The organism is Nocardioides sp. SR21, from assembly GCF_022761125.1.
Taxonomy (GTDB): Bacteria; Actinomycetota; Actinomycetes; order Propionibacteriales; family Nocardioidaceae; genus Nocardioides.
In genome coordinates this window covers 292,748-316,377 of record NZ_JAKWJR010000004.1, presented here as the reverse complement: position 1 = coordinate 316,377, position 23,630 = coordinate 292,748, and the positions used below count along the sequence as shown (strand labels likewise).

Genomic DNA, 23,630 nt, shown 5'->3' with positions numbered 1-23,630 from the left:
AATCAGCCGACGCGCGCGGCCTCGGCGTCCTCGAGCGCGTGGGTGAGCAGGGCGACCAGCGCCTCCAGCTGGAGGTCGGCGGACTTCGAGACCTCTTCGTCCGAGCCGTCGAGCGCGACCGCGGCCAGGCCGGCCTTGGAGTCGATGAGCTCGGCGATCCGGGTGTCGATGGTCTGCGAGGCGATGATCCGCCAGGCGGTGACCGGCTCGGTCTGGCCGATCCGGTGCACCCGGTCGATCGCCTGGGTCTGCTCGGCGGCGGTCCACGACAGCTCGGCGAGGACGACGTTCGAGGCGACCTGGAGGTTCACGCCGACGCCGGCCGCGGTGAGCGAACAGACGATGACCGCGACCTCGGGGTCGTTGACGAACTCGTCGATGTTGCGGGTGCGTACGGCGGTCGTCTGGTCGCCGCGGATCGAGGAGTACCGCAGGCCGCGCTGGGCGAAGGTCTCCTCGGCCGCGTCCATGACCTCGATGTGCTTGGCGAAGAACACGACCTTGCCGACGCTGCGCGCCAGCTGGGCGGCGTAGTCCGCCGCCAGCCCGGCCTTCGCCTTGCCGATGCGGCGCATCATGCTGAAGACGTTCTCGTCGCTCGAGGACTCCATGTCCTCGCGCTCCCACGTGGCGACCTGGCGGACCAGGCGGTGGTCGATGCCCTCGACGGTGCGGCCCGACGTACGGGTCGCGAGCGCGGTCTCGTAGCGGGCCACCAGGCGGCGGGCCAGCTCCTGCTCCGCGGCGCGGATCGAGCGGCCGGCCTCGTCGTCGAGCTCGACGGGGAGGTCGGCGACCCGGCGGGCGGGGATGTCGGAGGCGACGTCGATCTTGCGGCGCCGGACGATGCCGCGGTCGACGACGCTGCGCCGGGCGGCCGGGTAGAAGCCCGGGTCGGCCGGGGTCAGCCCGGACTCCTCGAGGCTGTCGATGAGCTGCCCGAGCGGCTTCTTCTCGTCGATCCAGCCGAGGAACTCCCAGATCGCCTGGAAGTCCTCGATGTCGTTGATCAGCGGGGTGCCGGTCAGCGCCATCAGCAGCGGCCGGCCCATCCGGGCGCGGATCCGGTCGGCGAGGAACAGCACGTGCTGCGAGCGCTGCGAGGACTTGTTCTTGATGAAGTGCGCCTCGTCCACGACCATGCCGCGCAGGCCGTGGTTGGCCAGCCAGCCGACGTGCCGGTCGAGGATCTCGTAGTTCACGACGAAGATGTCGGCGAAGCCGTCGATGTCGCTGCCATCGCCGTGGATCACGGTCACGGAGCGGTTCGGCGTCCAGAGCCCGACCTCGCGGGCCCAGTTCATCTTCACGACGTTGGGGACGACGACCAGCAGCGGGAACGCGTCCGCGGCCTGGGCCGCCAGCAGCGCCTGCGCGGTCTTGCCGAGACCCGGCTCGTCGGCGAGCAGGAACGTGCGGTGCCCCTCGGCGGCACCGGCGATCAGCTGCGCCTGGTGGTGCATGAGCTCGCGGCCCGCGGGCAGCGGGACGGGCGTCTGCACCGGGTCGGGCAGCGGCATGCAGGACGGGCCGTTGCTGGCGTACTCGAACGACCGGAACAGCGGGCCGAGCAGCTCCCAGCCGGCGAGCCGGCGGGCCTTGCCGCTGCCGGGCTGCACGGCGGTGAAGTCCGGCACGAGGAACGGGTTGGAGAGCTGACGCTGGACGACCGACAGGGGTACGACGCGGCGCGTGGTCGGCGCGGCGGTCACCTCGACCGGAGCCTCGGGCTCGGGCTCCTCCTCGGGCAGCTCGACGCCGCCGGCCTCGAGCATCCGCCGGCGCAGCTCGCGCGCGGAGTCGGACACCTCGGCGTCCTCGGCGAGCAGCATCAGCAGCGAGGTGTCCCGCGCGGCGGTCTTGGCGAGGATCGTGGCGATCCCGTCGAGGCGCTTGAGCTGCTCGGCGCGCTGCGCCTCGGTGGTGGTCGTGTCGGCCTTGAGGTTGGCCCGCTCCTCGCGGACCAGCAGGGCGACGACCTGGTACTTGGTGCGCGTGGACGGCGACACCGCGCCGCGTTGCACGGCGGTCTCGACCTCGCGGACGGCGCGGGCGAGCACCGGGATGATGCCCTCGTTGTCGAGGGGGCGGCCGCGGCGCTGTCGCGTCGACGTACGGCGGCCTGCCTGCTGTTGCTGGCCCTGTCGAGCCAAGACTCCTCCTTGGAGTACGTGAAACGGTCGTCAGACGGGTTCGACCGGAGTCGATCCGCGACGAGAAGTCGCCGACGGGGGCAGAGCGCCCACGGACGGCGGATGTGCTGGCGACAGCATAGCGCGACCCCCGCGGAGCGGCGTAAGTTGGTCGATCATGGACGTACGTCGGCACGTGCACCGGACCGCCTGGACGCGAGGACGCGTCGCGCACGGCTTCTGAAGCGCGCCTCACAGGCCGCCCGCACCTCCGACCCAGGAACGTCCATGGAACCCGACACCGTCATCGTGAACGGCGCGCCCCGCCCGCTCGGCGCGCCCCCGCACACCACCGCCCTCGACTGGCTGCGTGGCCAGGGCTTCACCGGCGCCAAGGAGGGCTGCGCCGAGGGCGAGTGCGGCGCCTGCACCGTCCTCCTCGCCCGCCCCGGCGCGGACACCCCCACCGAGTGGACCGCGCTCAACTCGTGCCTGCTGCCCGCGGCCGCCCTCGACGGCCAGGAGGTCGTCACCGCGGAGGGGCTCGGTACGCCCGAGGCGCTGCACCCGGTGCAGCACGAGATGGCGGTCCGGGGCGGCTCGCAGTGCGGCTACTGCACGCCCGGGTTCGTCTGCAGCATGGCCGCGGAGTACTACCGGGCCGACCGGGTCCAGCTGAACGGCTCCAACGGCTTCGACACGCACGCGCTCAGCGGCAACCTCTGCCGGTGCACCGGCTACCGCCCGATCCTGGACGCCGCCCGCGCGCTCGGGCAGCCCGACCTCGACGACTTCCTCGCGGCCCGGCGGCACCAGCCGCCCCCACCCACCCCCTCGAGCCGCCCCGGCCTGGCGGAGGTGCTCCGGCTGCTCGCGGACGAGCCCGACGCCCTGGTCACCGCCGGCTGCACGGACACCGGCGTGGAGGCCAACCTCCGTGGCGCCCGGCCTCCTCGTCTCGTCCCCGTCGACCACCTCCCGGAGCTGCGCGAGCTCCGCTCGACGCCGGAGTACGTCGAGGTCGGTGCGGCGCTCACCCTCACCGAGATCGAGCGCCGCCTCGACGGCGCGGTCCCGCTGCTGGAGCAGGTGCTCCCCCAGTTCGCCTCCCGGCCGATCCGCAACGCGGCGACCGTCGGCGGCAACCTCGGCACCGCCTCCCCGATCGGCGACCTCCCGCCGGCCCTGCTCGCGCTCGACGCGACGGTCCTGCTGGTCAGCGCGGAGGGCGAGCGCGAGGTGCCGCTGACCGCGTACTTCACCGGCTACCGGCAGACCGTCCGGCGGCCCGGAGAGCTGATCCGGGCGGTCCGCGTCCCACTGCCGGTGGCCCGCACCGCGGCGTTCCACAAGATCGCAAAGCGCCGCTTCGACGACATCTCCAGCGTCGCGGTCGGGTTCGCGCTCGACGTCGACGGCGGCATCGTCACGCGGGCAGCGATCGGCCTCGGCGGCGTGGCGGCGACCCCGCTCCGCGCCACCGCGACCGAGGCGGCGCTCGTCGGGCAGCCGTGGACCGACGAGACGGTCCGCGCGGCCGCCGCGGTCCTCGCCACCGAGGGCACCCCGCTGGACGACCACCGCGCGAGCGCGTCGTACCGCTCGGCGATGCTCGGCCAGGCCCTGCTCCGCCTGCACGCGGAGGTGACCGCATGATCGTCGGCACTCCCCTGCCCCACGAGAGCGCGGCCCTGCACGTCACCGGCGCGGCGCTGTTCACCGACGACCTCGTCGGCCGCACCCGCGACGTCCTGCACGCCCACCCCGTCCAGGCGCCGCACGCCCACGCGCGGATCGTCCGGCTCGACCCGGCTCCGGCGTACGACGTGCCCGGCGTGGTGCGGGTGCTCACCGGTGACGACGTCCCGGGCGTCAACGACGCGGGCGTGCGGCACGACGAGCCGCTGTTCCCGACCGAGGTGATGTTCCACGGGCACGCGGTGTGCTGGGTGCTCGCCGAGAGCCTCGAGGCGGCCCGGTTGGGCGCCGCGGCCGTCGAGGTCGACTACGAGCCGCTGCCCTCCATCGTGGACCTCCGCGACGCGATCGCCGCGGAGTCGTACCAAGGCAACCGGCTGCTGCTCGAGAGCGGCGACGTCGAGGCCGGGCTCGACGCCGCCGTTCACGTCTTCGAGGGCGAGACCGAGATGGCCGGCCAGGAGCACTTCTACCTGGAGACGCAGGCGTCGCTCGCGCACGTGGACGAGTCGGGGCAGATCTTCGTGCAGTGCAGCACGCAGCACCCCACCGAGACCCAGGAGATCGTGGCGCACGTGCTCGGGCTGCACAGCCACGACGTGACCGTGCAGTGCCTGCGGATGGGCGGCGGCTTCGGCGGCAAGGAGATGCAGCCGCACGGGTACGCCGCGATCGCGGCCCTCGGCGCGACGCTGACCGGACGGCCGGTCCGGGTCCGGCTCACCCGCGCGCAGGACGTCACGATGACCGGCAAGCGGCACGGGTTCCACGCCACCTGGCGGGTCGGCTTCGACGCCGACGGCCGGCTGGTAGCGCTCGACACGGCACTGACGTCCGACGGCGGCTGGAGCCTCGACCTGTCCGAGCCGGTGCTCTCGCGCGCGCTCTGCCACGTGGACAACGCGTACTGGATCCCGAACGTGCGCGCCGTCGGCCGGGTCGCGCGCACCAACAAGACGTCGCAGACCGCGTTCCGTGGCTTCGGCGGCCCGCAGGGGATGCTGGTGGTCGAGGACGTCCTCGGCCGCTGCGCGCCGCTGCTCGGCATCGCGGCCGACGAGCTGCGGCGCCGCAACTTCTACGCCGACGGGCAGGCCACGCCGTACGGCCAGCCGGTGCGGCACCCCGAGCGCATCGAGCGCGCCTGGCAGCAGGTGACCGAGTCCGGTGAGCTCGCGCGGCGTACGGCCGAGGTCGCGGCGTTCAACGAGGCCAGTCCCCACCGCAAGCGCGGGCTGGCGATCACGCCGGTGAAGTTCGGCATCTCGTTCAACTTCACGTCGTTCAACCAGGCCGGCGCGCTCGTGCTCGTCTACAAGGACGGCTCCGTGCTGATCAACCACGGCGGCACCGAGATGGGCCAGGGCCTGCACACCAAGATGCTGCAGGTCGCGGCGAGCACGCTCGGCGTACCCCTCGCGAAGGTCCGGCTCGCGCCGACCCGCACCGACAAGGTCCCGAACACCTCGGCCACCGCCGCGAGCTCCGGCACCGACCTCAACGGCGCGGCGGTCAAGGACGCGTGCGAGCAGATCCTCGAGCGGCTCGCGGGCGTGCCCGGCGACACCTGGGAGGCGCGGGTGCACCGGGCGTACCTCGACCGGATCCAGCTGTTCGCCGCCGGCTACTACAAGACCGACGGCCTGCACTGGGACCCGGGCGCGATGCGCGGCAACCCGTTCAAGTACTTCGCGTACGGCGTCGCCGCCAGCGAGGTCGAGGTCGACGGGTTCACCGGGTCGTACGTCGTCCGCCGCGTGGACGTCGTGCAGGACGTCGGCGACAGCCTGTCGCCGCTGGTCGACCTCGGGCAGGTCGAGGGCGGCTTCGTGCAGGGCGTCGGCTGGCTGACGTTGGAGGACCTGCGCTGGGACGGGCGCGACGGACGGCTCGCGACGCAGTCCGCGAGCACCTACAAGCTGCCGAGCCTCTCGGAGATGCCGGAGGTCTTCAACGTCGCGCTGCTCGAGGACGCGACCGAGACCGGCGCCGTCTACGGGTCGAAGGCGGTCGGCGAGCCGCCGCTGATGCTGGCGTTCTCCGTTCGCGAGGCACTCCGCCAGGCGGCCGCGGCGTTCGGTCCGCCGGGCACCAGCGTGGAGCTGGCCTCGCCCGCGACCCCGGAGGCGGTCTTCTGGGCCGTCGAGCGCGCCCGCGAGCGGAGTCTGTCGTGGACTGGCTGACCGCGGTCACCCGGCTGCGTGAGACGCGCACGCCCGGGGTGCTGGTCACGGTCGCGGCGGTCCGCGGGCACGCGCCCCGAGACGCCGGCGCCAAGATGGTCGTGACCGCCGACGCCACCTGGGGCACGGTCGGCGGCGGCAACCTCGAGGAGGTCGCGACCGAGCGCGCCCGGGCGCTGGGTGCCGAGCCGGAGATGGTCACCGTGAACCTGTCCGACAAGGCGCCGTACGAGCACGGCGTGCAGTGCTGCGGCGGCGAGGTGACGCTGCTGCTCGAGCCGCTGCCCGTCGTCCCGGCGGTCGCCGTGTTCGGCATCGGCCACGTCGGGCTGGAGCTGGCGCGGATCCTCGCCCGGCACGACCTCGACCTGCACCTCGTGGACTCCCGCGCCGACCAGCTGACCGAGGCGCGCCTCGCGCCGGTGCTCGCCGACCCGGTCGCGCGCGTGCAGGTGCACGACGTGCCCGTGCTCCCCGAGCTGGTCCTCACCACGCTGCCCGCGGGCACGCACGTGCTGGTGATGACCCACGACCACGCGGAGGACGCGGCGCTCTGCGACGCGGCGCTGCGTACGCCGGCGCTCGGGTCGGTCGGTCTGATCGGCTCGGCCGCCAAGTGGGCACGCTTCGAGCGCAAGCTGCTCGACGAGGGTCACTCCCCCGCCGACGTCGCCCGGATCACGACTCCGATCGGCATCGACGGGATCGACGGCAAGGAGCCCGCCGCGATCGCGGTCGGCGTCGCAGCGGCCCTGCTGCGCGAGGTCAGTCAGTCAGCGACTCCAGCGCCACCACGATCGCCAGCACCAGGCCGGCGTCCTCACCCGGGCTGACCTCGACGCCGTAGGTGTCGCGGACCCGGAACCAGCGCTTCGAGACGTTGGCGACGGTCTGGCCGTCGCGCTCGATCTCGTACTCGTGGTCGACGATGTTGCCGTGCGCCTTCAGGTCGGCGCCGCCCTCGACGTCGATGGCGAACCGGTCGCGGATGCCCACCAGCGCCTTGTGCACGGTCGCGACCGTGTCCCCGCCGCGCTCGATCGCGATCTTGTCGCGGACGCTGAGCTTGCGCTCCTGGATGCGCGCGATCTCGTTGCCGGCCAGGTCCTCCAGCACGAACGTGTCGCGCACGCGGAAGGCCTTGCCGTTCACCTTGAACGCGCGTTCGCCGCCGTCGTCCTCGATCCAGAAGTCGTCCCCGATCGAGGCGAGCTTCTGGCGCATCTGGAACCGGCGGCCCTGCGGCTCGTCGTCCCGTCGTCCTCGTAGCAGTCCCATAGCGGCACGCTCGCAGCCCGCGGGCCCGCCCACCTCACTCGGTCCGGGTGAGTCGGCAACATCACCCCGCACGCCACAATCCACCGGTGAAGAAGTACTGGCTGCTGTGGGCGTGGCTCACCATCTGCCTGCTCCTGGCAGCCGGCGCCTACTCGGTCGCGGCCGACCAGCCACCCGTCGAGGGTCCGGAGGACGTCTGGCCGTACGTCGCGGTGTTCGCGCTGGTGCTCGGCGACGCGGTGATCGCCGTCCTGCCCGGTGAGACCACGCTGAACACCGCCTCGACGCTGGCTGCCCAAGGCGTGCTCGAGCTGCACTGGGTGATGCTCGCGGGCGCGCTCGGTGCTGTCGTCGGCGACTCCACGCTGTACTGGATCGCCCGCTTGTTCCGGCCGCGCGTGCAGGCGCGGCTCGACTCGGCGCTGAAGAACCCGAAGGTCGCTGCCGCCCAGGAGATCGTCGGGTCGACCACCACCGAGCTGATCGTGTTCGGCCGCTACCTGCCGGGGATGCGTTTCGTCGTCAACGCCAGCATGGGGCTGTCCGGCCATCCCTACCGGGACTTCGTGCGCTGGTCGTCGCTCGGCGGGACGATGTGGGCGGTCTACAACTGCTCGGTCGCCTACCTGGTCGGCACCGCCCTGGTCGACGCACCGCTCGCCTCGGTCGTCATGTCGGCGCTCGCGTCGACGGTCGTGGTCGCGATCGTGTTCCTCGTGGTCGCGCGCCGGGTCCGGCGGGAGCGCCGGTCAGGGAGCGTCGAGCAGGACGCAGGTCTCGGTTAGGACGCTGCAGCGGACCATCCGCTCGGCCCGGCCCTTCACCACGGTGGAGACCAGGCTGTCGTCGTCCTCCCAGATCCAGTCCTGGACCTTGAAGCCCCAGCCGTCCGGCGGCGTGAACGTCGTGCTCCGTCCACCGTCGACGGTGCCGGCCTCGAGCGAGCCGAGCTCGGTGACCTCGCCGCCGAGACTTCCCAGGGGCGTCCACGCCATCCACTCGCCGCCCGGGCTGACCGCGAGGCTGTCGAGGTCCGGGAGATCGACGACCGTCGTCAGCCGGCCGTCCTCGGAGATGTCGGCGAGGTACGCCGGCCCTTCCTCGGCGTTCGACACCCACAACCCGGCCGCCGTGCTCGCGCGGACGATCTGACCCGGTGCGGTCACGGCCAGGTCGACGGTCCGACCGTCAGCCAGCGGCTGCCAGAGAGTCGCGGTCCTCGCACCCTGGACGATCACCCAGCCGTCGTCGGTGACGGCCCGGATGCGCAGCTCCGGCTCGCCGAGCTGGACCGGCAGCGAGCCCACCTCGCCGCCGTCGCTCGTGTCATCGAGGCTCGCGAGCCCGTAGTCCCGCACGACCGCCACGAAGCGTCCGTCGGGCGACAGGACGGGAGCGAGGTCGACCCACATGTCCGTGACCTCGTTGAGCTCCGGCCCGCGCCCCCAGTACCAGGTCTGGTCGTCGGCGTTCATCGCGAGCCAGGTCGGGCCACCGACCGACAGGTACCACCAGGTCCCGGGCACCTGCTCGCCGTCGACGTACAGCCGGCCGTCGAGCGTGTACGGCACCGTCGGCGGGTCCGTCGAGACCGGGACGGGCGGCGCGGTCGACGCGGTCTCGGTCGGCGACGGTGCCGGCTCGGGCGCCGTACCACCGCGATTGATCGCGACCACCGCGACCACGCCGAGCACGACCAGCAGCGCCGCGGCCGCGGCCAGCACCGGCAGCCAGGGCCGGCGCCGCGTGTCCTCGGACAGGGTGGGGAGCGGCGGCACGCGCAGGCCGTCGGCCACCTCGTGCAGCTCCCGGTTCAGGATCTCCTCGACGTCGTGCATGTCAGCCCTCCCTCCCATCGGTCTCGAGTGCGCCCCGGAGCGCTTGCAGGGCGCGGTGCGCCGTGGACTTCACGTTGCCGGTGGAGCAGCCGAGCACGTCGGCGATCTGCTGCTCGCTGAGGTCCTCGTAGTAGCGGAGCACCACGACGGCTCGCTGCCGCGGCGGCAGCGAGCGGACGTGCGGCCAGAGCACCATCCGGTCCTCCGGCCCCGGCGGTGGTGCCGTACCTCGCTCGGGTGGCTCGTCGGTGAGCACCTCGGCCCGGCGCGCCTTCGGCCGCTTCTGGGTGAGGTAGGTGTTGGTGAGCGTCCGGCGCAGGTACGCCGTCGGCGAGTCCGCCCGCACGACCTTCGACCAGGCGCCGTACGCCTTCACGAGCGTCTGCTGGGCGAGGTCCTCGGCGTCCGCGTGGCTGCCCGTGAGCAGGTAGGCGTAGCGGTACAGCGACGGCCACGCGCCGCTGGCGTACTCCTCGAACGTCGGGGTGTCCGACCTGCTCGTCACAACGTCCATGCTCCGATGACTACCGAAGCCGGCGGAAGGTTGCGTCAGCGGTCGATCATCCGGTCCATCTGCTCGGGATAGCGCTCGCCCGCGACCTGGATCTGCTCGGCGGCGGCGTCGATCGCCTGCAGGTCGTCCGCGGTCAGCGTGAGGGCTGCGGCGCCGAGGTTCTCCTCGAGACGCTCGACCTTGCGAGTGCCGGGGATCGGCACGATCCAGGGCTTCTGGGCGAGCAGCCAGGCGAGCGCGACCTGCGCCGGGGAGGCGTCCTTGTCGGCGCCGATCCGGGCGAGCAGGTCGACCATCGCCTGGTTGGCGGCCATCGCGTCGGCCGCGAAGCGCGGGATGCTGGCGCGGATGTCGTCGGCGCCGAACGTCGCGTTGGGGTCGAGCTTGCCGGTCAGGAAGCCGCGCCCGAGGGGGCTGAACGGCACGAAGCCGATGCCCAGCTCCTCGAGCACCGGCAGGATCTCGGCCTCGGGCTCGCGCCACCACAGCGAGTACTCGCTCTGCAGCGCGGTCACGGGCAGGACGGCGTGCGCGCGGCGGATGTTCGCGACACCCGCCTCGGAGAGGCCGAAGTGGCCGACCTTGCCGGCCTCGACCAGGTCCTTGACCGCGCCGGCGACGTCCTCCATGGGCACGTCGGGGTCGACACGGTGCTGGTAGAAGAGGTCGATCCGGTCGGTGCGGAGCCGCCGCAGCGCCTCGTCGGCCACCCTGCGGATCGTCTCGGGGCGGCTGGACAGGCCGTGCTGGGTGCCGTCGGGCTCGATGTCGAAGCCGAACTTGGTCGCGATCACGACCTGGTCGCGCACCGGCTCCAGCGCCTCGCCGACGAGCTCCTCGTTGTCGAACGGCCCATAGACCTCGGCGGTGTCGAAGAACGTCACCCCCCGCTCGACGGCGGCGCGGACCACCGCCACCATGTCCGCGCGCTCCGGCCGGGGGCCGTAGCTGGCGCTCATCCCCATGCAACCGAGTCCGAGCGCGGAGACCTCGAGGCCCTGACCGAGTGTGCGCATGTCCACGGCTCGAGGCTAGCGGATTGTGTGCAATCTGGGATGCTGAGTCCGTGACCACCGCCTACGCCCAGATCCGCCAGGCGATCGTCGAGGGCCGCTACCAGCCCGGTCAGCGGCTGATCGAGCAGCGGATCGCCGAGGAGTTCGCGCTGTCGCGCACCCCGGTGCGCGAGGCGCTGCGCCGGCTCGAGGCGGAGGGCCTGGTCCACAGCGAGCCGAACCGCGGCGCGGTCGTGCGCGACATGACCATCGAGGACCTCTCGGACCTCTACGGCCTGCGCGCCCAGCTGGAGGCGTACGCCGCCGAGCTCGCCGCCGCACGCATCGAGCCGCACCAGGTCGAGGAGCTCGACGCCGCGATCGCGGACTTCGACCGGGCGCTGGCCGACGACGAGTCCGACCCCCTCGACGTCACGCGCCTGATCGCGGACGCGAACCGGCGCATCCACGGCACGGTCCTGGCCGCGGCGCGGCACGACCGGCTCGGCCAGCTGCTGGACCGCACCGTCGACGTACCCCTGTCGTTCCAGGCGTTCCGCCAGTTCGACCGCGCCGAGACCGAGCGGTCACACCTGTTCCACCAGCTGATCCGCGACGCGATCGTCGCCGGGGACGCCTCCCGGGCGTCGGCGCTGATGCGGGAGCACGTGCTCCAGGGTCGCGACGTGCTCGTCGCGCACCTCGAGGGCTAGCCGGGACCTAGACGGGACCTAGACGGGAAAAGTGCCGGCCTTGCCGAGAAGCGCCGGGACCTTCTCGCCGAGCACGTCGGACAGCCAGTCGGCGGTCTCGATGACGGGCGCGATCTCCACGCCGGTGGTGATGCCGCTGCGGTCCAGCAGGTAGACGAGGTCCTCGGTGGCGATGTTGCCGGTCGCCGCGGGGGCGAACGGGCAGCCGCCGATCCCGCCGGTCGACGAGTCGAGCGACGCGACCCCGGCCTCGACCGCGGCGATCGCGTTGGCGTAGCCGGTGTTCCGGGTGTTGTGAAAGTGGGCGCGGGTCCGGGCGTTCGGCGCGACCTCGGCCAGGCCGGCCAGCAGCCGGCGTACCTGCGCCGGTACGCCGACACCGATCGTGTCGGCCAGCGCGATCTCGTCGACGCCGAGGTCGGCGACCTGGCGCGCGATGCCGAGGACGGTCGACTCCGGGACCTCACCCTCGAACGGGCAGCCGAACGACGCGGCGATCGTGACCGACAGCGTCAGCCCGGCGGTGCGCGCCTCCTCGGCGAGCCCGCGCACGTTCTCGACCGAGTCCGCGATGGACATGCCCTGGTTGCGCTGGCTGAACGTCTCCGACGCGACGACCACGCAGTTGACCTCGTCGACACCGGCTGCGACCGCGCGGTCGAAGCCGCGACGGTTCAGCACCAGCCCGATGTACGACACGCCGTCGCGGCGCGGCACCGCGGCCATCACGGCCTCGGCGTCGGCCATCTGCGGGACCCGGCCCGGGTGCACGAAGCTGGTCGCCTCGATCCGGCGCAGGCCGGCGGCGATGCTGCGCTCGATGAGCGCGACCTTGTCCTCGGTCGACACCAGCACGGACTCGTTCTGCAGGCCGTCGCGAGGCCCGACCTCGATGATCTCCACGGCTCGATGGTACCTACATTGCATACAATCGCGCAGCAGAGTCTCACGCCGTCAGGACGCGGAGGCGCTGACCCGGGCGCACTCCTCCGGCGGGATGCCGAGCAGGGCGAGCGAGAGCTCGGCATAGCGCTGGGCGAGCTGGCTCGGGCTCATCTCCCCCGTGTCCTTGTACCAGCGCGGGATCGCCTGGAGCATGCCGAGGATCGCACGGGTCGACACCGCGACGTCGACGGCGTGGAACACGCCCCGGTCGACCCCGCGCTGGACGACCTTGCGGGTCAGGCGCTCCACGGCCCGCCGCAGCTCGATGTACTCGTTGCGCGCCTGCGGGCTCAGGTACCGGGTCTCGGAGTCGAGGGCCACGAAGCGGGCCCGGCGGGCGAGGTGCAGCACGTTCGACTGCACGAGGTTCGCCAGCTCGAGGACCGGGTCGCCGTGCCCGTCCGCGATCGCGGCCTCCCCTCGGGGCAGCAGGTCCACCATCGACGACCGCAGCACCGCGAGCAGGATCGCTTCCTTGTTCTCGTGGTGGTAGTACAGCGCCGGCACGGTCACGCCGACCCGGCCCGCGATGTCACGCACGGACGTGCCGTGGAAGCCCTGGTCGAAGAAGGCCTCGGCCGCGTGCCGCAGCAGGGGGGTGAGCTCGACGGGCGGGCAGACGCGCCAGTCGGTAGGGGCGGTTTCCACCGGCTTCGGTCCAATCGACAGTCATGGTTCGACGTTGCTGGGTCCCGAGCCCACACCGAGGGTACGTCAACCCGTTGAATTTCGGACGAATCCTGGCGCGACGGCGGACGGTCACGGTAGAAGTGGGCGCGGCCCACTCACCTGGAGGATCGATGTCGGACACACCGGAGTTCCCCGAGCTCGGCTTCTACGGTCTCGCGGGCCACTCGGACAACCCGGCCGACCTGATCGGAGAGGTCCGCCAGGCCGAGCACCTCGGCCTCGGGTCGGTGTTCCTCTCCGAGCGCTTCAACTTCAAGGACGCCGCGGTGATGGCCGGCATGGCCGTGGCCGCCACCACCCGGCTCGGCATCGCCACGGCCGCGACCAACCACAACACCCGGCACCCGCTGATCACCGCGACGATGGCCGCCACCGCGCACCGGGCGAGCGGCGGCCGGTTCGCGCTCGGGCTGGGCCGCGGGTTCGCGCCGCTGTTCGACCTGATGGGCCTCCCCCGCATCACCAACGCGCAGCTCACCGACTCGTTCGAGATCCTGCGCCGCCTCTGGCGCGGGGAGCAGTTCGGCCACTCCGGGCCGGCCGGCGAGTACCCGTACCTGTTCACCGTCAGCCCGCTCGACGAGCAGATCCCGATCCTGATGGTGTCGATCGGCCCGAAGTCGATGGCGCTCGCGGGCCGGATCGCCGACGCCGTCGTGCTGCACACCTACATGTCCGACGAGGCCGTGGCCCGCTCGGTCGCGGCGGTACGCCGCTCGGCGGAGGAGGCCGGCCGGGATCCGGCGTCGGTCCGGATCTGGGCGTGCACCGCGGTGATCGACGACGCCATCGACGAGCAGACCCGGCTGCGCAAGACCGTCGGGCGGCTGGCGACGTACCTCCAGGGATACGGCGACACGCTGGTCGCCGCGAACGACTGGGACCCCGCCGCGCTCCAGCGGTTCCGGGAGGACCCGAAGGTCACGTCGTTCCAGGGCGCCTTCGACACCGTCGGGACCGTCGACGACCTGGAGTACCTGCGGGACAAGGTGATCCCCGCCGAGTGGCTGGCCGCGGCGATCACCGGCGACGAGCGGTCCTGCGCCGAGCAGGTGATCGCGCAGTTCCCGGCGACCGGGGTCGACAGCATCATCATGCACGGCGCCACACCGTCCCAGCTGTCCGGCGTCCTGCGCGCCTACCGCAAGCTGCGCCCGGCGACCACGCCCGAGCTGCCGGCGAACCCCGGCTGGATGAGCTGAGCCGCTACGGCAGCAGCTGGTCGATCCGGTCGGCCAGCCAGCGGCGGTACTTCTCGGGGCTCCACCCGGCGCTCTCGGTGAGCTGCAGGTAGACCTCGGGGCTCCCGAGCGCGGCCATGCCGTCCACCAGGTCCAGGTCGGGCGGCCGGCCCAGCAGCTGACGGACGCCGAGGGTGAGCCAGGCGCGCTGGCGCGCGTCGTACTCGCTCCAGCGCTCGGCGAGCGCTGGATCCCCGGTCGCTGCGTGGCTCAGCGTGCGCCGCAGCTCGGCGGTGCGCTGGTGGAACGCCGTGATCAGGTGCGCGACGGCCGCGACCCGCTCCGCGCGGCGCCCCTGGCCCAGCGAGCCGACCTCGGGGCGCTCGGAGCCGGCCAGCTCGAGCACCCGCAGCAGCAGCGCGGCCTTGTTACCGACCGTGGCGTAGACGGTCTCGACCGACACCCCGGCCGCCTGTGCGATGTCGCGCATGCCGACGGTCCAACCGCGGGTAACAAACTGCTCCGCCGCCGCCTCCAGCACCGCGGCGACCGTGCTCTCCGCCTGGGCACGGCGGCGCGAGGCGTCGTACGAGCGCCGGTTGGTCCTCGTCGTGGCCGCCACCCGGCCATTCTGGAACACCTCTGTATTGAATACAAGGACGTTCTCAGCACAGGAGGATCTCCACAGAACCTCCACGAGTCGTCCCCGATTCCCGACCGGTCCCGCTCCTAGGCTCGGCTGCATGCCAGCCACGATCCTGGTCGTCGAGGACGAGCCGATCATCAGCCAAGCCGTCGCCGATCGCCTGCGCGCCGAGGGCCACGAGGTCGTCCAGGCCTTCGACGGGCCGAGCGCCGTCGCGACCTGCGCCGCGACCTCGCCCGACCTGGTGGTCCTGGACGTGATGCTGCCCGGGTACGACGGCCACGAGGTGTGCCGCCGGATCCAGGCCGAGCGTCCGGTCCCGGTGCTGATGCTCACCGCACGCGACGACGAGGCCGACATCCTGGTCGGGCTCGGGGTCGGCGCCGACGACTACCTCACCAAGCCCTTCCGGATGCGGGAGCTGGTGGCCCGGGTCGCCGCCCTGCTGCGCCGGGTCGAGCGGGCCGCCGAGCTGGCCGCCCGTCCGGTCGCCGACCTGGGCGACCTGCACTTCGACGCCGCCGCGCGCCGGGTCTGGGTCGCCGGCGACGAGGTGCACCTCACGCCGACCGAGTTCGACCTGCTCGCCTGCCTGGCGGCCAGCCCGGGCGTGGTCATCACCCGGGAGGAGCTGTACACCGAGGTCTGGGGGTGGCCCGGCGCCTCCGGGACCCGCACCGTCGACAGCCACGTCAAGGCGCTGCGCGCCAAGATCGGCTCCGACCGGGTGCGCACGGTGCACGGCGTCGGCTACGCGCTCGAGCCGCGGGCCGCCTCATGAGCGCCCTGGACCAGGTCACCTCGGTCAAGGTGAAGCTCGGGCTGCTCGTCGCGGCCAGCGTCACCGTGGCCTGGGCCGTCGCCGCGATCGGCGCGGCCGGCGGGGTGCCGTCCTGGCTCAGCCTCCCCGTCACCGTCGCCCTCGCGCTCGGGGTGACCCAGCTCCTCGCCGTCGGGATGACGTCCCCCCTGCGCGAGATGACCGCCGCGGCCAGGCGGATGGCGCGCGGCGACTACTCCACCCGGGTGACCGCGATGTCGAGCGACGAGGTCGGGCAGCTGGCCAAGGCGTTCAACAGCATGGCCGAGGACCTGGGCGCGGTGGACCGGCAGCGACGGGAGCTGGTGGCCAACGTGAGCCACGAGCTGCGCACTCCCCTGGCCGCGCTGTACGCGGTGCTCGAGAACCTCGCCGACGGGGTCGCCGAGCCCGACCCCGAGACGCTGCGCGTCGCGCTCGGACAGGCGGAACGCCTGTCTGCACTGGCGTCTGACCTCCTCGACCTCGCTCGCGTCGACGCCGGCGAAGCCCACCTGTCCACCGCCGAGGTCCCGGTCGTGGTGCTGCTCGAGAACGCCGTGGCCGAGGCCCGGGCGACCGGCCGCGACGTGCGGTACGACGTCCGCGTGACCCCGCCGACGCTGGCGGTCACCGCCGACCCGGCCCGGCTGCTCCAGCTGGTCACCAACCTGCTCGACAACGCGTCGCGGCACAGTCCGGCCGGTGGCGTCGTACGGGTCAGCGCCACTGGGACCGCCACCGGCTGGCGGCTCGAGGTGGCCGACGACGGTCCCGGCATCCCGGCGGCCGATCGGGAACGGGTCTTCGAGCGGTTCGGGACCCTCACGGAGACCGAGGGCGGAGGCGGCACCGGTCTCGGTCTCGCCATCGCCCGCTGGGTGACCGACCTGCACGGCGGCGTCATCCACGTCGTCGACCCCGAGCCCCCGAGCACCGGCGCGCGCGTGCGCGTCGACCTCCCCACGAGCATCGAGGAGCCCCTCATGACGAAGCCCACGCCGGTCGTCCCGGCACCGACGCCACCAACCGTCCCGGCCCCGGAGCCGGCGATGGACTCGCTGTTCGGCCGGTTCTGGCCGGACGACGGGGTCCCCGGGAACGCCCGCGCGGTCCTGGCCTGCCTCGGCGTGGGCGTGCTGGCGGCCGTGATCCTGCCGTTCCGCGGGCTCGGGATCGGCACGTTCCTCGTGCTGCTCGCCGCCGGCGGCGTGATCCTCGGCTTCAGCGTCAACCGGCGCTCGCCGTTCACGCTCGCGTGCGCCGGGCTGTGCGTGCTGCTCGCCGCGACCACGTTCGTCCGCGACGCGGAGTGGATCGTGATCCTGTGCCTGATGGCCGGCGGTGCCGTGTGCGTCGCCGCGCTCGTGGACGGGCGCACGCTGCCGTCGTTCGTGCTGGCCGCGATCGCCTGGCCGCTCGCCGCCCTGCGTGGGATGCCATGGCTGGGACGGTCCGCTCGCGCCGTGAGCGGCCACGGGTCCAGCGCCTCGGCGCTGCGCACCGGGCTGCTGTCGCTGCTGGGCGTGGCGGTGTTCGGGCTGCTGTTCGCCTCGGCCGACGCGATCTTCGCCGAGTGGGTGGGCGCGCTGATCCCGGACCTCGACCTCGGCTCGTTCGTGCTGCGGGCGTTCGTGGCCGTCGCCGTGGGCGGTGTGGTGCTGGCGGCGGCGTACGTCGCCATCAACCCGCCGAACGTCGACACCACGGGAGGCCCGGCGCGGCCGGTCGCGCATCGCTACGAGTGGCTGGTGCCGGTGCTGCTGGTCGACGCGGTGTTCCTGGTGTTCCTCGCGGCGCAGGCGTCGGTGATCTTCGGTGGTCACTCGTACGTCGAGAGCACCACCGGGCTCACCTATGCGGAGTACGTGCACCAGGGCTTCGGCCAGCTCACGGTCGCGACCGCGCTCACGCTCCTCGTCGTGTGGGCGGCGGCGCGGAAGGCGCCGCGGTCGACGCCGGCCGACCTCGGCTGGCTGCGCGGGTCGCTGGGTCTGCTCTGCGTGCTGACGCTGGTCGTGGTCGCGTCCGCGCTGTACCGGATGCACGTCTACCAGGAGGCGTACGGCTTCACGCAGCTGCGCCTGCTCGTGGACGTCTTCGAGGCCTGGCTGGGCCTGATGATCGTCGGCGTGCTCGCGGCGGGGGTCCGGCTCAGTGCCACCTGGCTCCCGCGCACCGCGCTGCTCAGCGGCGCGAGCGCCCTGCTCCTGCTGGCTGCGATCAACCCGGACGCCTGGGTCGCGCAGCACAACATCGACCGGTACGAGGAGACCGGCAAGATCGACTGGTCCTACCTGCAGCAGCTCTCCGACGACGCCGTACCCGTGCTCGACACGCTCCCGGCCGACGTCGCCGGTTGCGCGCTGACCGGCCGCGACCCGATCGACGACGACTGGCTGGAGTGGAACCTCGGCCGCCACCGCGCCGCGCCGTACCTCGAGGACCCGGTGGCGCCCTCGGCGCCGTGCTCCGCGAGCACCCCCTAGCGTGTCCCCATGCGCGTGCTCGTCACCGGAGGTGTCCGGTCCGGGAAGTCCCTCCACGCCGAGGGACTCCTCGCCGACCAGCCCGCGGTGCGGTACGTCGCCGCAGGGCCGGCGTACGACGACGCCGACTGGCAGGCGCGCGTCTCCGCCCACCAGGAACGGCGGCCCGCGCACTGGGAGACGGTCGAGACCAGCACGCTCGACGCTGCTCTCTCGTCGGCTCCCGGCGCCGTCATCGTCGAGTGCCTGGGCACCTGGATCAACGCGATCGTCGACGACGCCGGCCTGTGGGAGGCGCCGTCCGACGAGGTCACCGACTTCGTCGCGGGTCGTCTGTCACCGGTGCTCGATGCTCTTGCCTCCCCGTCGGGTCCGGTCGTCCTCGTCACCAACGAGGTCGGCCTCGGCGTCGTCCCCGAGCACCGCTCCGGCCGGCTGTTCCGCGACCTCCTCGGCACGGTGAACCTGCGCGTAGCCGCGAGTGTCGACGAGGTGCACCTTGTCGTCGCCGGTCGGGTGCTGCGGCTCTGACGCGGGTGCCGGAGGGCATTCCGACCGAGATCAGGGCGCCGACCTCACCCACCGTGCGCGGCGACCGGCGTCCTGCCGCGCAGCACCGCCACGAGGCTGGCGGCGGAGACGCACGCCCAGACCCCCTCGAGCAGGAGGAAGCCGTACTGCAGGTGCAGGGCGGCGAGGACCGCGAGGACCGCGGAGCCCACGAGGTTGAGGACGAGGTAGGGCAGCGAGGAGGTGGACATCCGGCCCTTCTGCGCGGCCACGAACGCCACGAGGATGAGCAGCGAGCCCGCCACCTGAATGATCTGTTCGAACACGTCGATCTCCCGGGTGCGTCGTCTTGGCGGCGGGTACGGCGCGTCTCGTCCGGAAGCTGAGGTCTTCAGCTCTCCGTCAGGTTCTCACACCCCCGACGCGGGGGCGAATCCCAGCAGCAGCACGGCGAGCGCGAGCTCGATCGCGGCGCCGAAGACGTCGCCGGTGACGCCGCCGAAGCGCCGTACGGCGCGGGTGACGAGCAGCACCACGACCAGGGCGGCGAGAGCGACGGCGAGCGGGCCGCGCCACCAGTCGACGAGCGCGGACAGGCCGGCGAGGACCAGCCAGCCCACGACCACGAAGGTCCGCGGCACCGACGACGTGAAGGCGCTGCCGAGACCGTCGCTGCGAGCGGCAGGAACCCCGCGGGCACAGGTGATCCAGAGCGCGGCACGCGACACGCAGACCAGCGCACCGGCGAGCAGCCAGTCGTCGAAGGCGGCCAGCGCGGTGGCCTGGATGCCGAGCACGACCACGACCGCGACGACGCCGGCCGGACCTGCCGTACCTCCCTTCATCACCGCCAGCGAGCGCTCGCGGTCGTAGCTGGCGGTCAACCCGTCCGCGACGTCGGAGAGGCCGTCGAGGTGCAGCGCCCGACTGCCCGCGGCGAGTGCGCCGACAGCGACGAAGGCCACCGCGACAGCAGGCAGCGAGAGCTCCGAGCCCGCCCAGCACACGAAGGCCACGAGCGCCCCGAGGGGCAGCGCGGCCACCGGCGCGACCAGCATCGCCCCGCGGGCGGTCGCAGGGGTGAGCGCGACGGCACCGACCGGGATCGCGGTGAGCGTGCCGACCGCGACCCTGAGGGAGCCGATCACCCGCGCAGGACCTTCTCCATCGGACGGCCCTTGGCGAGCTCGTCGACGAGCTTGTCGAGGTACCGGATCTGCCGCATCAACGGGTCCTCGACCTCCTGCACCTTCACCCCGCACACCGAACCGGTGATCAGGGTGGCATTCGGGTTGAGGTCGGCCTCGGCGAAGAAGTCCTGGAACGTCGTCTCCTCGGCCAGGTGCTTCTGGAGCGTGGCCTCGTCGAAGCCGGTCAGCCACGAGATCACCTCGTCCAGCTCAGCCTGCGTGCGGCCCTTCTTCTCGACCTTGGTCACGTAGTGCGGATAGACCGAGGCGACACTGGTGGAGAAGATCCGGTGCATGCCCGCAGCGTAGCGACCTCGCGATCGCTCAACCGAGGCCCTCGAACGGGCGCACCTCGACCTTGCCCCGGCAGGCCTTCGACCCCTCGGCGGCGAGCTCGAGGGCGCGGTCGAGGTCGGGTGCCTCGATGATCCAGAACCCCCCGATGTACTCCTTGGTCTCCAGGTACGGGCCGTCGGTGAACAACGGCGCGTCGCCCTGGCCGTCGACGACGGTCGCCGACGAGGCCTGCTTGAGACCGCCGGCGAACACCCAGTGACCCTCGGCGCGGAGCTTGTCGTTGAAGGCGCCGGTCGTCGCGAGCGCCTCCTCCATCTCCTCCTTCGAGTCGTAGCTACCGAACTCACCCAGCTCGGCCGGGCCGTGCACGCTCAGCAGGTAGTGCGTCATCGTCGTCTCCTCAGCTCCGGGCGACCTCGGTGACCGCCTCTCGCCATCACCACGAACAGGTCCGTCTCGATACGACAGCGTTCCAGAGATCTCAGACCCGGTGCTCGAGCCGGACGGTCGTGCCGGTGCCCGGATCGGCGGTGATCGTGAGCCGGTCACACGCCTGGCGGGCGAGCCACAGCCCGCGCCCGCCCACCTCGAGCTCGTCGTGGAGCGGGGAGTCGATGCCGGCGTACGGGTCGAGCAGGCCGGGCCCGCGGTCGGACACGACGCACTGCCAGTCCTCCGCTCCCTTGCGCAGCCGCACGTCGACCGGCGGGCTCCCGTGCACCAGCGCGTTCGCCGCGATCTCGTTCGCCGCGAAGACCAGCGACTCCGGCGCCGTCCGCATCGCTGCGCGGAATCCCGAGAGGTCGCCGACACCCGTGAGCACGTCGGCGTACACGACAGGCCCGCTCTCGACGACGTCGGCCGCGTCTGCTCGGGTGAGCTCGGCGAGCACCTCCGCCCCGCGACCATTGCCGGGGCTCACGTCGGTCCTGGAGAAGATCCGCTCGTGGGTCTCACGCGCGTGCTCGACGAGCTCGTTCGGGGTCGTCCGGGTGTCGTACTGGCACAGCGACCGAAAGGGGTACGCCGCGAACGCGCGGTCGATCAGCGCCTCGTAGATCATCCAGCCGCGGCGTCGGCGCGCGTCCTCCCCGAACGGCACCGGGCCCGTGACTCGCAGCTGCGCGCCGTTCTCGCGCTCCCGGTCGAGCAGCCGCTGGTACTCGGCGATCGTCCGCATCGGGTGCTCGTAGACCTCGTCCCGGTGGGTGAACGTGATCCGCGGGTCGTCGTCCCACGCGTCGCGCAGGACGCCGAGCTCCTGCTGGTCGCCGACCACGAGCACGAGGTCACCGGCCATCACCCCGGCCTCGATCAGCTCGCGGGTCCCGTCCGCCAGCTCCTGGTCGCTGGCGAACATGAGCACGTCGTGGAAGCCACTCACGTCCGCGGTCCCCTGGTCACCACCTCCCTTTACCCAGGGCTGTCGGATGCAACCCGACCGGACCGGGTACCTGCGAGCCATGCCCGACATCTCCCGGCTCGCCGGCGGCGCGCTCGCCACCGCGACGCACGCGCTGGCCACCGTGCGGACGGCGGCGAAGCCCCTGCACCCGTCGGGCAAGGTCTTCCACGGATCGCTCCGGCGATTGGGGAGCACGGCCTCGACGGGCGTCGCCTGGCTCGACGAGCCCGGCACCGACGACGTCGAGGTGAGGCTGTCGCGCGCGGTCGGGCTGCCGGACGCGCTCCCGGACATCCACGGCCTCGCCGTGCGCGTCCACGGGCCGGACGGGCCGGGCGACCTGCTGTTCGCCAACACCGGCACCCGCCGGCTCACCCGCTACCTGCTCACCGCCACCCGCGACCCCGGCCGGCCGATGACCACGCTGCTCCCCTACCGGACCCCGACCGGCGCGGTGCTGCTGCGCGCCGACGGCGCCGGCGACGGCTCCTTCGAGCTCTGCTGGGCGCGGCCGTCGGGGCCATGGACGGCGTTCGCCACCCTCCAGCTCGGAGAGCGACAGGACGACAGCGCGCGGCTGTCGTTCGACCCGCTGCTGCACCGCGTCCCGGGCCTCGAGCAGTACGACGCCGTCGTCCGGCTGCGCGAGCCTGCTTACCGCCGCGCCCGCCGTACCCGCTGACCACCGGCTCACGATCGGCTCACGACAAGGAGACCACGTGTACTTCGACACCAAGCCCTGCTCCGTCTGCGGAGCGCAGGTCGAGCTGCGTCCCGTGAGCGCGCCGGAGGTGCCCGACGGCCCCGTCGGCCCCCAGGAGGGGTACGTCGGTGATGCCGACTCGACCCCGGACGAGCGCGTGTGCACCAACCCGGAGTGCCCGACGCGCGCGGGCTCCTAGGCGCTGCTGCCCGGCTCGAGCCGGGCGCCCTCCGGCAGCTCGACGCCGCGACCGACGGTCGTCCCACGGCCGACCAGCACGATCGCGTCCGAGTCCTCGGGGTCGGTGTCCGGCGAGCCGATCCCGGCGTCCGGCCCGATCTCGCAGTCCTGGTCCACGATCGCCCAGTCCACCCGCGCGCCGGAGCGTACGACGCAGTCGCGGAACACCACGCTGTCGCGGACGAGCGCGCCCTCCTCGACCACGACGCCCGGGCCGATGACGCTGCGGATCACGGTGCCGCTGACGCACGAACCGGGGCTCAGCAGGCTGTCGCTGACGCGGCCGCCGTCGAGGACGCGGGCGGCGGGTCGCGGCTGCTGGTGGCCGAGGATCGGCCAGTCGGCGTCGCCGAGCACCCCGAGGTCGTCGTCGAGGATGTCGTGGTGTGCCGCGAGGTACTTGGCCGGCTGGCCGAGGTCCTTCCAGTAGCCGGGCATCGCGTGGACGTAGGTCTTCCCACGCTCGACGAGGCGCGGGACCAGGTGCTCGCCGTAGTCGCCCAGCCCGGTGTCGCCCGCCTCCGCATCGGCGCCGAGCTCGCGGTGGAGCTCCTCCAGGACCGGCACCAGCACCGCCGGGTCGTACACGAAGATCTCGGTGGCGACGGTCCCCGTCCTCGGCCGGCCCGGCTTGTAGGCGAAGTCGGTGACCCGGCCCTGCCGGTTCGCCACCACCGTCGCGTGGTCACTCGCCTCCTTGACCGGGATCTCGGTGGTGACGATGGTGCACTCGGCGCCCTTGCGACGGTGCGTCTCGAGCGCCTCGGTCACGTCGAACCGGTAGACGTGGTCGGCACTGAGCACGACCAGCGCGTCGGGGGCCTCGGCCACGACCTGGTCGCGAAAGCGGTAGAGCTCGTCGGCGTTGCCCTTCGCGAACCCCTCCTCGTCGGTGCCGCCGGTGCCCTGCTGCGGCATCAGCAGCCGCAGCCCGCCGCGGTTGCGGTCGAGGTCCCACGGCCGGCCGTTCGCCACCTCCTCGCCCATCCCGGCGCCCTGGAACTGCACCGACAGCCAGATGTCGGAGATACCGCTGTTCGCGAGGTTCGAGAGCGGGAAGTCGACGAGCTGGAACACCCCGGCGAACGGCAGCGTGGGCTTGGCCCGCTCCCGCGTCAGGACATCCATCCGGCCGCCGGCGCCACCGGCCTGGACGAGGGCGAGCACATGAGATCGGGTCACCC

25 protein-coding genes and 1 riboswitch are annotated in these 23,630 nt (G+C 72.6%); of the genes, 11 read left to right on the top strand and 14 right to left on the bottom strand.

Annotated elements, in window-relative coordinates:
• Nucleotides 1-2 precede the first annotated feature (2 nt).
• On the bottom strand, nucleotides 3-2,153 hold the full coding sequence (locus MJ604_RS09860; protein ID WP_243058168.1) for a DEAD/DEAH box helicase: 2,151 nt from the start codon (nucleotides 2,151-2,153) through the stop codon (nucleotides 3-5).
• 267 nt (nucleotides 2,154-2,420) lie between these two features.
• Here MJ604_RS09860 and MJ604_RS09855 point away from each other — a divergent pair, with 267 nt between their 5' ends.
• The 3 genes from MJ604_RS09855 to xdhC are packed head-to-tail and all read left to right on the top strand — an operon-like array spanning nucleotide 2,421 to nucleotide 6,846.
• On the top strand, nucleotides 2,421-3,788 hold the full coding sequence (locus tag MJ604_RS09855) for a xanthine dehydrogenase small subunit (protein ID WP_243058167.1): 1,368 nt from the start codon (nucleotides 2,421-2,423) through the stop codon (nucleotides 3,786-3,788).
• Entirely contained in the window at nucleotides 3,785-6,013 is a 2,229-nt protein-coding gene (locus MJ604_RS09850; protein ID WP_243058166.1) for a xanthine dehydrogenase molybdopterin binding subunit, read from the top strand. The genes MJ604_RS09855 and MJ604_RS09850 overlap by 4 nt, the downstream gene beginning before the upstream one ends.
• On the top strand, nucleotides 6,001-6,846 hold the full coding sequence (gene xdhC / locus MJ604_RS09845; protein WP_243058165.1) for a xanthine dehydrogenase accessory protein XdhC: 846 nt from the start codon (nucleotides 6,001-6,003) through the stop codon (nucleotides 6,844-6,846). Before MJ604_RS09850 ends, xdhC begins: the two co-directional genes overlap by 13 nt.
• Here xdhC and MJ604_RS09840 read toward each other — a convergent pair.
• Complete coding sequence (locus MJ604_RS09840) at nucleotides 6,779-7,291, bottom strand: LURP-one-related/scramblase family protein (RefSeq protein ID WP_243058164.1); 513 nt, start codon at nucleotides 7,289-7,291, stop codon at nucleotides 6,779-6,781. The two genes, xdhC and MJ604_RS09840, sit on opposite strands and share 68 nt — an antisense overlap.
• Nucleotides 7,292-7,377: 86 nt before the next feature.
• Between MJ604_RS09840 and MJ604_RS09835 the strand changes: the two genes are divergently transcribed.
• Complete coding sequence (locus MJ604_RS09835; protein ID WP_243058163.1) at nucleotides 7,378-8,076, top strand: DedA family protein; 699 nt, start codon at nucleotides 7,378-7,380, stop codon at nucleotides 8,074-8,076.
• Here the strand turns inward: MJ604_RS09835 and MJ604_RS09830 are convergent.
• From MJ604_RS09830 to MJ604_RS09820, 3 genes are read right to left on the bottom strand one after another with little or no spacing between them, the layout of a single operon-like run.
• Nucleotides 8,041-9,129: a hypothetical protein gene (locus tag MJ604_RS09830; RefSeq protein WP_243058162.1), complete on the bottom strand. Its 1,089-nt coding sequence runs from the start codon at nucleotides 9,127-9,129 to the stop codon at nucleotides 8,041-8,043. The genes MJ604_RS09835 and MJ604_RS09830 overlap by 36 nt on opposite strands.
• A gap of 1 nt (nucleotide 9,130) precedes the next feature.
• Nucleotides 9,131-9,643 carry a SigE family RNA polymerase sigma factor gene (locus MJ604_RS09825; protein WP_243058161.1) on the bottom strand — a complete coding sequence of 171 codons (513 nt, stop codon included), beginning with the start codon at nucleotides 9,641-9,643 and terminating at the stop codon, nucleotides 9,131-9,133.
• Between the two features lie 35 nt (nucleotides 9,644-9,678).
• Complete coding sequence (locus tag MJ604_RS09820) at nucleotides 9,679-10,665, bottom strand: aldo/keto reductase (RefSeq protein ID WP_243058160.1); 987 nt, start codon at nucleotides 10,663-10,665, stop codon at nucleotides 9,679-9,681.
• A 44-nt stretch (nucleotides 10,666-10,709) separates the two neighbouring features.
• Here MJ604_RS09820 and MJ604_RS09815 point away from each other — a divergent pair, with 44 nt between their 5' ends.
• Nucleotides 10,710-11,351: a GntR family transcriptional regulator gene (locus tag MJ604_RS09815; RefSeq protein WP_243058159.1), complete on the top strand. Its 642-nt coding sequence runs from the start codon at nucleotides 10,710-10,712 to the stop codon at nucleotides 11,349-11,351.
• A gap of 18 nt (nucleotides 11,352-11,369) precedes the next feature.
• On the opposite strand, the gene MJ604_RS09810 is transcribed toward MJ604_RS09815, so the two are convergent.
• Both MJ604_RS09810 and MJ604_RS09805 read right to left on the bottom strand, forming a co-directional pair.
• Nucleotides 11,370-12,254, bottom strand: a complete 885-nt coding sequence (locus MJ604_RS09810; protein WP_243058158.1) for a hydroxymethylglutaryl-CoA lyase — start codon at nucleotides 12,252-12,254, stop codon at nucleotides 11,370-11,372.
• Nucleotides 12,255-12,305: 51 nt separating this feature from the next.
• Complete coding sequence (locus MJ604_RS09805; RefSeq protein ID WP_243058157.1) at nucleotides 12,306-12,944, bottom strand: TetR/AcrR family transcriptional regulator; 639 nt, start codon at nucleotides 12,942-12,944, stop codon at nucleotides 12,306-12,308.
• A gap of 152 nt (nucleotides 12,945-13,096) precedes the next feature.
• Here MJ604_RS09805 and MJ604_RS09800 point away from each other — a divergent pair, with 152 nt between their 5' ends.
• Nucleotides 13,097-14,188: a TIGR03857 family LLM class F420-dependent oxidoreductase gene (locus tag MJ604_RS09800; RefSeq protein WP_243058156.1), complete on the top strand. Its 1,092-nt coding sequence runs from the start codon at nucleotides 13,097-13,099 to the stop codon at nucleotides 14,186-14,188.
• A gap of 4 nt (nucleotides 14,189-14,192) precedes the next feature.
• On the opposite strand, the gene MJ604_RS09795 is transcribed toward MJ604_RS09800, so the two are convergent.
• Nucleotides 14,193-14,789: a TetR/AcrR family transcriptional regulator gene (locus MJ604_RS09795; protein ID WP_243058155.1), complete on the bottom strand. Its 597-nt coding sequence runs from the start codon at nucleotides 14,787-14,789 to the stop codon at nucleotides 14,193-14,195.
• Nucleotides 14,790-14,910: 121 nt separating this feature from the next.
• On the opposite strand from MJ604_RS09795, the gene MJ604_RS09790 reads away from it, so the two are divergent.
• Genes MJ604_RS09790 through MJ604_RS09780 form a run of 3 tightly spaced genes read left to right on the top strand, consistent with a single transcriptional unit; the run spans nucleotide 14,911 to nucleotide 18,632 of the window.
• Nucleotides 14,911-15,594, top strand: a complete 684-nt coding sequence (locus tag MJ604_RS09790) for a response regulator transcription factor (protein ID WP_243058154.1) — start codon at nucleotides 14,911-14,913, stop codon at nucleotides 15,592-15,594.
• Complete coding sequence (locus tag MJ604_RS09785) at nucleotides 15,591-18,101, top strand: DUF4153 domain-containing protein (RefSeq protein ID WP_243058153.1); 2,511 nt, start codon at nucleotides 15,591-15,593, stop codon at nucleotides 18,099-18,101. The genes MJ604_RS09790 and MJ604_RS09785 overlap by 4 nt, the downstream gene beginning before the upstream one ends.
• 9 nt (nucleotides 18,102-18,110) lie before the next feature.
• The gene (locus MJ604_RS09780; protein ID WP_243058152.1) at nucleotides 18,111-18,632 is read left to right on the top strand and encodes a bifunctional adenosylcobinamide kinase/adenosylcobinamide-phosphate guanylyltransferase; all 522 of its coding nucleotides are present in this window, start codon (nucleotides 18,111-18,113) and stop codon (nucleotides 18,630-18,632) included.
• A gap of 44 nt (nucleotides 18,633-18,676) precedes the next feature.
• On the opposite strand, the gene MJ604_RS09775 is transcribed toward MJ604_RS09780, so the two are convergent.
• The 5 genes from MJ604_RS09775 to MJ604_RS09755 all read right to left on the bottom strand — a co-directional run bounded on the left by MJ604_RS09775 (nucleotide 18,677) and on the right by MJ604_RS09755 (nucleotide 21,482).
• Nucleotides 18,677-18,937: a hypothetical protein gene (locus MJ604_RS09775; protein ID WP_243058151.1), complete on the bottom strand. Its 261-nt coding sequence runs from the start codon at nucleotides 18,935-18,937 to the stop codon at nucleotides 18,677-18,679.
• A 12-nt stretch (nucleotides 18,938-18,949) separates the two neighbouring features.
• Nucleotides 18,950-19,012, bottom strand: a riboswitch (guanidine-III (ykkC-III) riboswitch).
• Between the two features lie 9 nt (nucleotides 19,013-19,021).
• On the bottom strand, nucleotides 19,022-19,759 hold the full coding sequence (locus MJ604_RS09770; RefSeq protein ID WP_243058150.1) for an adenosylcobinamide-GDP ribazoletransferase: 738 nt from the start codon (nucleotides 19,757-19,759) through the stop codon (nucleotides 19,022-19,024).
• Nucleotides 19,756-20,097 (bottom strand): DUF2200 domain-containing protein, encoded by a 342-nt coding sequence (locus MJ604_RS09765; RefSeq protein ID WP_243058149.1) that lies wholly within the window; start codon nucleotides 20,095-20,097, stop codon nucleotides 19,756-19,758. The genes MJ604_RS09770 and MJ604_RS09765 overlap by 4 nt, the downstream gene beginning before the upstream one ends.
• A gap of 28 nt (nucleotides 20,098-20,125) precedes the next feature.
• Entirely contained in the window at nucleotides 20,126-20,488 is a 363-nt protein-coding gene (locus MJ604_RS09760; RefSeq protein ID WP_243058148.1) for a YciI family protein, read from the bottom strand.
• 91 nt (nucleotides 20,489-20,579) lie between these two features.
• Nucleotides 20,580-21,482 (bottom strand): MEDS domain-containing protein, encoded by a 903-nt coding sequence (locus tag MJ604_RS09755; RefSeq protein ID WP_243058147.1) that lies wholly within the window; start codon nucleotides 21,480-21,482, stop codon nucleotides 20,580-20,582.
• Nucleotides 21,483-21,561: 79 nt separating this feature from the next.
• On the opposite strand from MJ604_RS09755, the gene MJ604_RS09750 reads away from it, so the two are divergent.
• Nucleotides 21,562-22,185 (top strand): hypothetical protein, encoded by a 624-nt coding sequence (locus MJ604_RS09750; protein WP_243058146.1) that lies wholly within the window; start codon nucleotides 21,562-21,564, stop codon nucleotides 22,183-22,185.
• A 37-nt stretch (nucleotides 22,186-22,222) separates the two neighbouring features.
• Nucleotides 22,223-22,405 (top strand): hypothetical protein, encoded by a 183-nt coding sequence (locus tag MJ604_RS09745; protein WP_243058145.1) that lies wholly within the window; start codon nucleotides 22,223-22,225, stop codon nucleotides 22,403-22,405.
• On the opposite strand, the gene MJ604_RS09740 is transcribed toward MJ604_RS09745, so the two are convergent.
• Nucleotides 22,402-23,628: a sugar phosphate nucleotidyltransferase gene (locus tag MJ604_RS09740; RefSeq protein ID WP_243058144.1), complete on the bottom strand. Its 1,227-nt coding sequence runs from the start codon at nucleotides 23,626-23,628 to the stop codon at nucleotides 22,402-22,404. The genes MJ604_RS09745 and MJ604_RS09740 overlap by 4 nt on opposite strands.
• Between the last annotated feature and the right edge of the window lie 2 nt (nucleotides 23,629-23,630).